This is a genomic window from Desulfosporosinus paludis (assembly GCF_045689965.1).
GTDB lineage: Bacteria > Bacillota > Desulfitobacteriia > Desulfitobacteriales > Desulfitobacteriaceae > Desulfosporosinus > Desulfosporosinus paludis.
The window spans coordinates 929951-942538 of record NZ_CP144211.1 but is presented as its reverse complement, the minus strand read 5'-3'; the positions used below and the strand labels follow the sequence as shown (position 1 = coordinate 942538).

At 39.2% G+C, this 12588-nt stretch carries 11 protein-coding genes and 1 pseudogene; 8 read left to right on the top strand and 4 right to left on the bottom strand.

All coding sequences use genetic code 11. From position 1 onward, the window contains the following. Nucleotides 1-361 precede the first annotated feature (361 nt). The 3 genes from VZF35_RS04875 to VZF35_RS04865 all read left to right on the top strand — a co-directional run bounded on the left by VZF35_RS04875 (nt 362) and on the right by VZF35_RS04865 (nt 4044). Nucleotides 362-3013, top strand: coding sequence for an NYN domain-containing protein (locus VZF35_RS04875; RefSeq protein ID WP_407311511.1), 2652 nt, complete (start codon nt 362-364; stop codon nt 3011-3013). Nucleotides 3014-3091: 78 nt separating this feature from the next. After that, nucleotides 3092-3712 (top strand): DNA-3-methyladenine glycosylase, encoded by a 621-nt coding sequence (locus VZF35_RS04870; protein WP_407311509.1) that lies wholly within the window; start codon nt 3092-3094, stop codon nt 3710-3712. 14 nt (nt 3713-3726) lie between these two features. Then, entirely contained in the window at nt 3727-4044 is a 318-nt protein-coding gene (locus VZF35_RS04865; protein ID WP_407311507.1) for a TIGR04076 family protein, read from the top strand. Between the two features lie 473 nt (nt 4045-4517). On the opposite strand, the gene VZF35_RS04860 is transcribed toward VZF35_RS04865, so the two are convergent. After that, nucleotides 4518-5510 carry a DUF3231 family protein gene (locus tag VZF35_RS04860; RefSeq protein WP_407311506.1) on the bottom strand — a complete coding sequence of 331 codons (993 nt, stop codon included), beginning with the start codon at nt 5508-5510 and terminating at the stop codon, nt 4518-4520. 321 nt (nt 5511-5831) lie between these two features. On the opposite strand from VZF35_RS04860, the gene VZF35_RS04855 reads away from it, so the two are divergent. Both VZF35_RS04855 and VZF35_RS04850 read left to right on the top strand, forming a co-directional pair. Then, nucleotides 5832-6383 carry a prolyl-tRNA synthetase associated domain-containing protein gene (locus VZF35_RS04855; protein ID WP_407311504.1) on the top strand — a complete coding sequence of 184 codons (552 nt, stop codon included), beginning with the start codon at nt 5832-5834 and terminating at the stop codon, nt 6381-6383. Nucleotides 6384-6562: 179 nt separating this feature from the next. Beyond that, entirely contained in the window at nt 6563-7093 is a 531-nt protein-coding gene (locus tag VZF35_RS04850) for a hypothetical protein (protein WP_407311502.1), read from the top strand. Nucleotides 7094-7468: 375 nt separating this feature from the next. Here the strand turns inward: VZF35_RS04850 and lepB are convergent, their stop codons facing one another. Beyond that, the gene (lepB, locus tag VZF35_RS04845; protein WP_407311500.1) at nt 7469-8026 is read right to left on the bottom strand and encodes a signal peptidase I; all 558 of its coding nucleotides are present in this window, start codon (nt 8024-8026) and stop codon (nt 7469-7471) included. Between the two features lie 257 nt (nt 8027-8283). Here lepB and VZF35_RS04840 point away from each other — a divergent pair, with 257 nt between their 5' ends. Further along, entirely contained in the window at nt 8284-8457 is a 174-nt protein-coding gene (locus VZF35_RS04840) for a Spo0E family sporulation regulatory protein-aspartic acid phosphatase (protein WP_407311498.1), read from the top strand. Nucleotides 8458-8619: 162 nt separating this feature from the next. On the opposite strand, the gene VZF35_RS04835 is transcribed toward VZF35_RS04840, so the two are convergent. Next, nucleotides 8620-9036: a response regulator gene (locus VZF35_RS04835; protein ID WP_407311496.1), complete on the bottom strand. Its 417-nt coding sequence runs from the start codon at nt 9034-9036 to the stop codon at nt 8620-8622. Nucleotides 9037-9043: 7 nt separating this feature from the next. Then, on the bottom strand, nt 9044-9226 hold the full coding sequence (locus VZF35_RS04830) for a hypothetical protein (RefSeq protein WP_407311494.1): 183 nt from the start codon (nt 9224-9226) through the stop codon (nt 9044-9046). Nucleotides 9227-9813: 587 nt separating this feature from the next. Here VZF35_RS04830 and VZF35_RS04825 point away from each other — a divergent pair. Further along, on the top strand, nt 9814-10452 hold the full coding sequence (locus VZF35_RS04825; RefSeq protein WP_407314460.1) for a DUF3786 domain-containing protein: 639 nt from the start codon (nt 9814-9816) through the stop codon (nt 10450-10452). A 466-nt stretch (nt 10453-10918) separates the two neighbouring features. Further along, a pseudogene (locus VZF35_RS04820) lies at nt 10919-12531 on the top strand (ClC family H(+)/Cl(-) exchange transporter). Nucleotides 12532-12588: the final 57 nt, after the last annotated feature.

Below are 12588 nucleotides of genomic sequence, written 5' to 3'. Positions count from 1 at the left end.
ATTGCGGATAAATTGTGCAGAGTAAAAGTAGCACTTAGTATCGCGATCACCACTATTCCATGGACATTCTTACTTCCGACAAAATAGTTTTATCACGGATTTTAAACTTACCGGACATACCATCCCTGTGTTTCATGAAGAGATTAAATCTTCCCGCTCTCTAATAAAGGTCATTTTCCTAGATACTGCTTTTAATGGCAATAATGGAAACTGAGTTGAGATTGCCGTTCGATTATTCTAAATAGGGCTGCGAAAGAATAGCTGGATGCCGCAGTTGTATCATATAATTGAAGAATTGACATAAAGGCTTAACGGGTCGTGTTTTTGTAAAGGCCGAGCATAAAGGATTTGAAATAAACTTATGAAAAAATTAGTCATTGGGATATTAGCACATGTGGATGCGGGCAAGACGACCTTATCAGAGAGTATGCTTTATTTGAGCGGTAAAATCGGCAAATTGGGAAGGGTGGACAATAAGGACGCTTATTTAGATACCTATGAGCTGGAAAAGGCGAGAGGAATCACTATTTTCTCCAAGCAGGCCGTGTTTGAAGTAGGCGAGACTCAGATTACCTTACTGGATACTCCGGGACACGTGGATTTTTCGGCTGAAATGGAGAGAACCCTGCAGGTGCTGGATTATGCTATCTTAGTGATTAGCGGTGCGGATGGGGTACAGGGGCATACTAAAACATTATGGCGGCTGCTTGATATGTACCAGATACCTGTTTTTTTATTCGTCAATAAGATGGATCAGCATGGGACGGATAAGGACAAGTTAACGAAAGAATTGAAAATGCAGCTGGGTGATGGCTGCATTGAATTTGAAAAAGTTCAGACAGACGGTTTTTACGACCAACTGGCTATGTGTGATGAAATAATGATGGAAGCCTACCTGGAAACAGGACATATTGAAACTGCGCAGATTAAAAAAGCTGTCAAGGAGCGTAAAGTATTTCCGTGCTTTTTTGGTTCTGCTTTAAAATTAGAGGGCGTTGAGCAATTTATGCAGGGCATTGTGCACTATTCCCTGATACCTTCTTACTCCGATGAATTTGGAGCTAAACTATTCAAAATATCCAGAGACGAGCAGGGGAACCGCCTGACGTATATGAAACTTACAGGTGGAAAACTTAAGGTGAAAGATGTCTTAACGAATAGCTTCTGGGAAGAGAAAGTCAATCAAATTCGTATCTATTCCGGACAGAAATTCGAGGCAGTGAACGAGGTAGAGGCAGGCTCTGTCTGCGCTGTAACTGGACTTAGCCAAACCAGGCCGGGAGAAGGTTTAGGGATAGAGGAAGCTTCCGAAGCACCTGTATTGGAACCTGTGCTGTCCTATCAGATTATTCTTCCGGAAGACTGTGACCCAAGAGTGATGCTTCCCAAGCTGCGTCAGATTGAAGAAGAAGAGCCGGAACTTCATATCGTCTGGGATGAGCAGCTGCAGGAAATTCAGGTACAGATCATGGGAGAGGTGCAGATTGAAATCCTGCAGAGCCTTATACAAAGCCGTTTTGGTACCCCGGTGACCTTCGATGCAGGAAGGATTGTCTATAAGGAGACAATTGCCAATGTAGTAGAAGGGGTAGGGCACTTTGAACCATTGCGGCATTATGCGGAGGTTCACCTGTTATTGGAGCCAGGTGAGCCGGGAAGCGGTCTGCAATTTGGAGCAAAATGCAGCGAGGATAGCTTAAGTAAAAGCTGGCAAAGGCTTGTTTTAACCCATCTGGAAGAAAAAGCACATAAAGGGGTTCTAACAGGGTCAGTGATTACCGATATGAAAATCACTTTGGTTTCAGGACGGGCACACAATAAGCATACTGAAGGCGGTGACTTCAGAGAGGCTACCTATCGTGCAGTGCGTCAGGGTTTAAAAGAGGCCGAATCGATAGTATTGGAGCCTTATTATGCCTTCCAGCTGGAACTGCCTGCTAAAATGGTCGGAAGAGCGATGACAGACATCGAGAAAATGCAGGGTACATACGAAATAGCACAGACAAATGGTGAGATGACGGTTCTGGTGGGGAGCGCTCCTGTTGTTACCATGAGGAATTATCAGCAGGAGGTAGTTGCCTATACCAAAGGTCTTGGCAGGCTGTTTTGCAGCTTGAAAGGGTACGAACCATGCCATAATAGGTCAGAGGTTATAGAAAGTATCGGATATGATTCGGAACGAGACATGGAAAATCCAACAGGTTCTGTATTTTGTGCCCATGGTACCGGCTTTTTGGTAGATTGGAATGCAGTAAAAGACTACATGCATGTTGAAAGCTATCTTCAGGAAAAGGGCAATTTATCAGGAGAAACAGCCCATAATAAGCTTTCCTACACAGAAGAGAGGTCGATCAGTTTAGATGAGATTGACCAAATCATCAATAACACCTTCTATGCCAACCAAGGGAAGAAGTCTGCCTGGAAAAGGGGCAAAACAGCCCGCGAAAGTTATTATGAACCGGTTACCTATGTCGGCAGACAGAAGGAAACCCAAGAAGAGTATCTCCTTGTGGATGGTTATAATGTCATCTATGCCTGGCCTGAACTGAAAGAGCTTGCAGATGAGAATATGGACGGAGCCAGAATGAAATTGCTTGATTCTCTAAGTAATTATCAGGGGATTCGAAAATGCCAGATTATCGTTGTGTTTGATGCCTACCGTGTCCAGGGGCATCATGAGGAAGTCATCGACTATCAAAATATCCATATGGTCTATACAAGGGAGGCACAAACTGCAGACCAGTATATTGAAAAATTTGCCCATGATAATCAGAAAAAATATAATATCACAGTTGCAACCTCAGATGGTTTACAGCAGATCATTATTAGGGGGGCAGGATGTGCTTTATTATCTGCCAGAGAACTGAAGGTTGAGATTGACATGGCTAATGAAAGAATAAAGCGGGAATATCATCAAATACAGAGAAAAGATCGTAATTATCTAATAGATGCATTGTCTCCAGAAGCAAAACAGCAGGTGGAAGAGATGATAAAAAAAGAAAACGATCCGTAAAAATGAATTGATTTTGACAACATTATGCTATTCCAATTGAGGGCCCTTCAAACTGGCTTGTAAAGGAGTATAACTAAAATGAAAACATTAGGTAGAGAGTTTTATAATAGAGATTCATTAATAGTCGCAAAAGAACTTTTGGGAAAGGTGCTTATACACGAAATAGACGGGCAAAAAATTTCTGCAAGAATTGTTGAATCAGAGGCATATATGGGTGTCGAAGATAAAGCCGCGCATTCCTATGGTGGAAAAAGAACGCCAAGAGTGGAGGTTATGTACGGAGGACCAGGATTTTCCTATGTATTTATGATTTACGGTATGTACTATTGCTTTAATATAGTTACCAGGGAGGAAGGCAATCCTCAAGCTGTTTTGCTAAGAGCTGTTGAGCCAATAGAAGGATTTAATTTAATGGCTCAAAATAGATTTAAAAAGACATATAGTCAGTTAACTAAGAGCCAAATGAAGGCGTTAACTAATGGACCGGGGAAATTATGCAAGGCATTTTTAATTGATAAAAGTTCAAATGGAGAAGATTTGTGCGGTAGTAAGCTATATATAGAAGAAGGAGAAAATGAGAAATTTACTATAGTATCTGCTAAACGGGTAGGGGTTGATTATGCCGGGGAAGCTAAGGATTATCCTTGGAGATTTTATATAGAAAATAACAACTATGTGTCAGTAATACAGAATACATGAAATGAGGTAAAATTATGGGAGCAACAAACTATTATGATGTAAAAATTACAGTTCTAAAAAAACTTGATGTTAGCGATATTCATGAAAAGTACGCCTCAGAAGGAGTTCCAACTAAATGTTCAAAATATAAAGAAGGGCAAGAGTATATATCAAAGAATTGTAATAAGCCTGAAGGATTTTGTAGTTGGGCTTGGGCTGGAATTCAAGATAAGGTTGTGTTTTTAGCATTAGGAAATGATTATCCTTGGATAAAGCAGAAAGGAACCGAAATTTTTTGTTGTGCTGATGGTCTTCATCCAGTTCTTTATGAATTAGAAAGAATAGAAGAATAAAAGAATAAAAGAATAAAAGAATAAAAGAATATACTAGCTCTTTTAGAGTGTTTATGATTGCTTATAAATGTTTGGCTTCATGTTAAAATTCTTGCAAATAAGAAGTCTGCTGCAGTTATTAGCCCACTGAACAATCCCCATATTGTGGCTCAAACAATCCAAGCATCAACAGTAAGCGCATCGATCTGACGAGGGAACACCTTCTCGGTAAAAACGCGGTGTACTTCAGGATCGCTATCAAAAGATTAATCCCTATTTGTTTTAAAAGAGATGTTACAAGAGAAAATACGGCGCCGGTTTCTGGTTGCCTGTCCTGAATATGTAAACGTAAAATAATCCCCACCTTGAAATCAAGTGAGGATTAAAGGCTTTTCTCTATTTTTATCCGACTGTACCTGGAAATTTTAGGACCACGTAAGAGGGGGGATCATACAAAAGAACAAGCCGATGGTTTGGCACGTAACTCAGTGAATTTATCGATTAATTGATTGTGGAGGTCTTTCCAGCCACCCTTCTTTAATCGATAGTTTTACACTATCCAAATAATAAAACTTTAAGTCGTTAGAGATTTTGGAGATCTTCAAGATCAAATCGTTTCTAAGGCATGAGGTTATAGCTTGTGTTATCATAGTAAAACATAAAGTACCTAAGCACATATTTGCAAAGAATAACATTAACTTATCGGAAAATGGAGATACATTCATATCAGATATCTGATAATCACTCGATGATGACATCGGAATGTTTTCTTTGTCAAGAACATGAGTTAAGGCGTCTAATACTTTTTGAATTTCATCTCTGCCTCTACTAAAATGTTGTGAGGTATGGCTTGATTTAGATAACTTACTAAATGTTAAGTGGATCATTTTTGAGAATTGTGCTCGACTTATTATTTTGGACAGGTTAGCAATCTCGCCTACATTAATAGGCCTGGTATCGCCGAAAATGCCATTTAAAAAGCTAATATCATTAACTAAATCTACTTCGTTGTCTATACTCACTTTTGGAAAACTTAAATGAACACCCTTCGAAAATTCAAGTTCAATAATAACATTTTGCATTTCTATATTATGTTCCAAGCTAGTTTGAAAATACTCTCTTACATCATTCCTTACACAATCAAATAGTGCAGTCGAAAAAACACTTATTGAGAATAAAATAATGTCATAGCAAAAATATAAGATAAAAGTATCGGAAAATATTTTTTGGGCATTTAAACATACATCTTCGTCTGTAAATCCTAAAGGGATTGTGATATTTTCTTCAGCCAGCAGATCAGTCAGATAATTAATACCCTTTTCTCGATGACTTAGCATCTTCCCGATAAGTCTCCTTGTTTCACCATCCTCTGCGGTCTCTAAAAAGTATTCGAGGAATCTAATTTCCATGCTATTTTTCATAAAAGCGGTCCAAACGTTGGAAATCTCATTGGCAGTTAAAGTTTCCCTGCTTATTTCAGTACGCATTATCTCAACTCCTTTCGATTATTATGACTCAAAGGGCATATTTTATTTAGGAAATAAAACTTTAAAAGACTTCAGGAGAAATTTTGCATGGAAAGAATCATAGAGTTAAATCATTAAGTAATTGGAGATGTGCAATTGTTTTATCTTATTAGAGATAACATAAGAGGACCAGTAACATAGGTGCTGACAAAAAAATGTCCCTAGCCCGCTATGGGGAAAGATTTTATTGGAAGCAATGACGGGATTGATGTAGTTTGTGTCAATTACACATACTTGCATGTTGGATAAATAAAAATCAGACAAAAACAAGAAGGTAATGCAATGCAAAACATTAACATAGACCGTACTCTTTATACGACAAAACCGGACAGTGTAAATCGTTCAAAAAAGGAAATGGATATATACGATGTGTTAGATAAGCTTGATATTTCGTATTTCAGACTGGATCATGATCAAACTCCGTCTATTGAGTTTTGTTATGAAGTTGAAAAGCTTCTAGAAATTGAAATCTGTAAAAATCTGTTCCTTTGCAATTCTCAAAAAACAAGCTTTTATCTGCTGATGATGCCGGGTAGTAAGAAATTTAGGACAAAAGATTTATCAAGACAAATTAATTCATCCAGATTGTCTTTTGCCGAGGCTGAAGAGATGGAAAAGTATTTAAATATCGAACCGGGATCAGTCAGTGTATTAGGACTTGTCAACGATGAAAACAAAGCGGTACAGCTGCTGATTGACAAGGAAGTTATGCAACGCGAATATATTGGCTGTCATCCGTGTGTCAACACTTCCAGCTTAAAGATTAAGACGTCGGATTTGCTTACAAAGTTTTTGCCTTATACTGGACATGCCCCGATTTTGGTGGAATTGTAATGTTGATAAATAATTCGATGTTTGTTTGGTAGGTTTTGCATATCTGGGCAGACTTGCTGCCAGGGGAGGTTACGATATTCACAGGAATGGAGGAATAAGCGTAGCAAACGGGTGTTATCTGGAATATCTTGTGTTATGGAATTTCATCCCAGTAAACAATGAATGAAGGTGAAGCACCAATGTCATTAGGCAAAATGAATTTACTTGGGAATCAACAAGCACAAATGATGTATCAAGGGAATCAGGGCTTTCAAGTACCGATTGTCCCAGGACAGTTTAATAGGACTCCACAATTAGGCCGGGGACTTCAAAGATATGTGCCTAAGTTTGGGGTAACAAGCGGATTGTTTATGCCGCCAGGATTTGCCCAATCCATGAATAACTTCGGGGGTGGTCAGGTTGAAGGTATACCTGGAGGGATGATCGGCAGAAATCCGCCATGGAGCACTGGTTCACAAAGCGCTGGTGGACAAGGCTATGCCGCACCTGGTTATCCTCCACAAGGTTTCCAGCAGAAACAGCCTCTCCAGCATGCAATGCCACCTTCTCAAGGGTACCTGACTCAAGGTTATCCAACTCAAAGACAGTCATATCCCGTCTACAATCAAGGGTACACTGGTCAAACGCCGATTCAGCCTGCATGGGAAGAACCCAAAAAGGGTGGGATTAAAGCGTTTATCAGCAATTTTATGGCGAAACGCAAACAATGATGGTTATGACGATATAGTAGCGAGTGAGGGCTGGTTCAAGTAATTTTATAAAGCTTATTCTAAATTGCGGCTATTTCCCCTTAAACAGGAGTGTGATAGCCCTTTTGTATGTTCGAATTTGGAGTTAGTATCATTTTCCCCTGATTTATGTGGATGTAGAACTCAGCAAGCTCTCCAACTGCCTTACTTCAGGTCTTTCAACCGACCAGAGGTCGGAATTCAAACCCACCGACTTCAGTCGGCGGGCGTTTAATTAAGTGGTTAACAGTGAGGGTTTTGAGGCTCTATTTTCAGTTATTACATGCCAATTGCTTGTTTTTTAGAGTTAATACTGAAAGGCGGATCATTGGAAATTCGCAAATTAAGGAAGATCCGTCATTGGACAGTTCCTACCGGATAATCGACAGGGAGCTTCGTCAAAGCCCCAAAATTGCCCAAAGGCCAATATCTTATCCAGACCCTGCCTAATAGATAATTCGTAGGTAAAGCCCCCCATATATGACTGTCTAAACTAATAGGCCGGTTATCTCCCATCATAAAATAGGAATTGGCCGGTACCGTAACCGGTCCGAATTCATAATCAGCCGGATGTTCTATATAGGGTTCATTGAGAACCTTGTCGTTGATATATACCTTCCCGTTTTTGATCTGCAGTTTTTCCCCGGGAAGCCCGATTACCCTTTTGACCAAATCTTCGTCCTTCTTCACCCCTGGTGGTGCTTTAAACGTAAGGATATCTCCACGTCTTATTGTGTCAAATTTATAGAAGATACGGTCAACCAACAATCTGTCCTGCAACTGGATTGTAGGCAGCATAGAACTGCTGGGTACAATCCGGGTATCAATAAGATAATTTCTGATGACAAGAGAAAGGACAAAGGCAACAGCAATGATAATCAGCCATTCAAGCAATGATTTTGCAATCTTTTTCAAATAAATCACCTTCCATATATATTGCATGTCCCAATAACCCGAATTTAAAACAGGGTTGCTTAAATTATTTTTGTTTATGCTATCGTTGATTTCTTTTGAGTAACTCTTATAGCTCTCTTGCATCTTAAATTAAAATAAAATATAATTATAATAAATACTAACTAATATATAATACTTGAAGTAAAATGGCAAAAAGAGGATTCTCTCTACCCTTCCAATTTTCGGTAGCTACCACAACATTAAGGAAGGTGATCCTAATGAGGAAAGATTTAAAGGATCTGCTAAATGCCCTTGAAGAAAAACGTAATCAATTAAATAAAGTCGCTTTAGGTAAAGAATTAACATCTCAGGAAGTCGTTGAGTCAAGTAAAGAGTTAGACAAGCTATTAAATGAAGTTTATTCTTCGATGATGGAGAGAGTCAAAAATTAAATAAGTAATATAAAATAAGAAGCCCAGAAATACACGGGCTTCTTATTATTAATAACAGAAAATAAATCTAAAAAGCTTATTAAAAATTGGTAGGTCTCGAACGATAATCCTTAGTTAGTGTGCAGACTAACCGACATGGAGTCTGACGAAAGATTTTAGAGTTTAACTTGAAGCCGCTCTGCTTATATTAGGGTTAGCGAGGGAGTTATTTAAGATGAGACGTAATTCTTCCAAATCAAATGGTTTGTAAACATAGTGTTCTATGTAACCACTCTCTACGGCCGCTATTACCTCTTTTTCTCGTGTGTAAGCACTCATTAATACGACTTGAGTTTGCGGGCTCAATTGCTTTAGTTGGAGTAAAGTTTCCATTCCTGTTAAACCAGGCATCTTTAAATCTAACAATACCAGTCTGGGTTTTTCTGCTTTTACTAGTTGTAAGGCCGTTTGTCCATCTGGTGCATCTTTAACACGGAATCCTTCCTGTGTTAAAAACTCGCATAGAAGTCGACGTATACCGCCATGATCATCAACCACCAGAAGATACTCATTAGGCAAAGAAACCATCTCCTTAGACAAAAACCTGTTAATCAATGAGTAATTGATTAATGAGTTCTTTAACTACTTTCTCAAGATTGTCTATTTCTTGCAAGAGATTAAAAGATTGGTCAATTTTCTTATTTGAATGATTTAACTGTATAAATCCTTTAAGAGCCGTGACCTGATCAATTAGATTTTCACAAATCAGTAAAACTTGTTCTCTATTCATTTCTCCCCACCCCTTAATTATGCTCAAACAAAGTATCTTACCTCAAAACGTTGTTGAACACAAAAGAACGATATTGAGATACTTAATCCAATTTTAAATCCGAGGGGAGAAACAGTTGGATCTACAGGAAAGACTTATCCCCACATTATTATGCCCATATATTTTCCTAATTCGCTACATAAACCCAAAGTCCTTCAAAAATTCCAAAAATAGATTCGATTAAGTTATTAGATATTGAGCCAATGAAATTACTATATCCTTTCTTAGCCAGTTCTATTACCTCTATTATGAGCTCTGTAGAATATCAAACGTCGTATGGAGATGATAGAAGAAGTGTCTAGCGCCGTTGTTGACGTTGAGAAGGAGAAATAGAGTGATTAAATCCTGGTATAAATGTTGGAATTGGACGATAAGAAAGTGAAAAATATACTAACCTAAAGCAGGTTCTGGATAGGGGAGTATAGAATTCTGAAAAAAGGGAGTGGGAGAAAATGAACAAAAAGATCCCAAGGAAGAACCCGTTAGATAATTAATATTTCATGCCCGAAAGTCTGCTCATTAAGATAAGAACGGATGTGAAACCTAAAATGGGCCACAAGGGAATGGAGATTGAATCCAGTTACCGTGATGTTTATGCTAAATTTTGGCGGGATATTAAGCAACGCAATCCCGCAGAGATAACAGCGGCGCGCGCTGTTTCTTACCGCAGCGACGCCCATCAATTCGTTGTGATGTTTTTTAACGAAGAGTATATCGTGGACAGAGAAAAGGAGACAATCTACCGGAAGGCAGATGGAGATGTTCCCGATGTGGTGGCCACGATCATTATCCTTAATTACTTAGCCTATGCGCAGCCGCTGCCGGAATCCACCCCAGGCTGGGTGAGCATTAAAGAAATACCAGGCGGAATGTTATTTTATTCAGCGTTCCATAAAACGGCCATCTCAGTATTGATTGAGGCGTTCGGACATCAAGCTGACCGGCTAATGACGGCTGCACGTTTCTTGGGTGGGCAGGCAGGTCCTTTTGGTGAAGCGTCTGTAGTTTTCAAAGCATTTCCGGAAATACCCTTGTGTGTTATTGTTTGGGAAGGAGATGAAGAAGTTCAGGCCAATGCCACCGTGCTCTATGATCCTTCCATAGAGTTTATGCTGCAAAGCGCGATCTGTATTGACCTTGGTGTATACCTTGCGGGTCAGCTGAAAAGGCTGGTCGCTGCGCATTGACAAAGAATTATGACTGCGATTATAAAAGGGAGAAACTTAGGCGATCAGTTAGAGTGAGGCTACCCGGGTTATCAAGTGTCGACTAATAAAATGAGGGGGCTGAATATGGAAGTAGCATTAAAAGTTCTGACAAAGAACGGTTCTTGAAGAGTAAAATCAGGCCTTAGACTGTGACTTCTCATGATCTAAGGCCTCTCGAATATTTAAGCTTAAATTAAATCTATTCCAGTCGTTCCGATTCTAAAGATACCTGTTAAGAAATGTTTAAACTGAAAATGGATGTCTAGATCCGCAAGCCTATCTTGTTGAAATCAGGCGGTTTCACGAAAAACTAATGAGGTAAGAAGGCTCAGAAATGCAAAGGTGCTTTTGATAGCTACAGTTTTAATGATATAATGAAAGTGCATTTTCTAACTATTAATTCTATCAGGTGTTGTTGAATATACATAATTTTGGAGGCTGGGAAGTGGAGATTAAAAGAAAGACTAGCGTTTATCATGATTTGTTTCATTGGAAAGACTTTCGTTTAAAAATCTTTATAGAAGGGATATTGATTGGTCTACTGTCAGGAATACTAATAGTTTTATTTAGAGCTGCATTGGAGTTAATGGATAATTTGCGGGGCAAATTGTATCTGATCTTGAAAGCAAATGGAATTCTGCCGATTATTGTTTGGTTTATTGTTCTTATTCTCATTGGTATTATTGTTGGTCTTATCATAAAAAAAGAACCGATGGCTCGTGGAAGTGGGATTCCTGAAGTTGAAGGAATACTGGCGGGACATTTGACCATGAACTGGTTCACTGTCATTATATCGAAATTTGTGGGTGGCGTTCTGGCTATCGGAGCGGGCCTATCACTGGGACGTGAAGGTCCTTCCATTCAGTTAGGAGCTGCAGTGGGACAGGGCTTTAGCAAATTACTCGGAAGGTTTAGGATCGAAGAGAAATATCTAATGACCAGCGGGGCTAGTGCAGGGTTAGCAGCTGCGTTCAATGCGCCTTTAGCTGGTGTAATATTTGCGTTGGAGGAAGTCCATAAGACGTTTTCGCCAGCTGTTTTAATGTCAGCCGTAGCTGCCTCGCTAACGTCCGATTTAGTAACTCAATGGGCTTTTGGCGCCAAACCGGTTTTTGATTTTAGTTCACTGCCCATTTTGCCCTTCAGCTATTATGGATATTTAATTGGCTTGGGTATAATCACCGGTGTTTTTGGCGCGTTATTTAACAAAACTTTGATCAAAACCCTCAATAGATATGATGGCATAACGTTTATACCCAAAAATTTGATACCAGTGATACCTCTTTTAATTGGTGGCGGGCTAGGTTTTTTCTTGCCTCAAGTATTAGGTGGTGGGAATGATCTAATTAATTCCTTAGGACAAATTCATTTTAGCATTCTGATGCTGGTTATTTTATTAGTCGTTAAATTCATTTTCACAATGATTAGTTACGGTTCCGGAGTACCGGGGGGATTTTCTTGCCATTACTTGTTATTGGGGCTTTAACAGGAGATATCTACGGGAATGTAATCGTTAATTATTTACATGCCGATCCCCTCTATATCACGAACTTTATTGTATTTGCTATGGCGGCGTATTTTTCAGCCATTGTCAAAGCGCCAATTACGGGCAGCATTCTGATTACCGAAATGACAGGATCCTTTCACCATCTCCTGGCCTTAATCACCATTTCCATGACCGCTTATGTTATCACGGATATTTTAAATTCAAAGCCAATTTACGAAGAGTTATTGCATCGAAGGCTTGCTAAAAATAAACAACAAGATTTTTGTGGAACAAATCAGGGAAACAAAGTAATCATAGAGACTGATGTCTGTTTTGGTTCCCAGCTGGAAGGCAGAAAGATCAAGGATGTTAAATGGCCGTTACATTGTTTAATTGTGAATATTAGGAGAGGTGATACTGAGATTATACCGAATGGTGAAACCTTGATAAGGGCTCAAGATAACATTTATGCACTTATAGATGAAGATCAATTTGCTAAGACCAAAGCTGCTCTCCATCGTTTGACCGGAGAATTGACGTATGACCAAGATCAGAGTGATTTAGACCCCTGATTAAGGATAAGGGCGGGAATAGCTTTGCGAAATCCTGAAAAGTTTATAAAAAAGTGG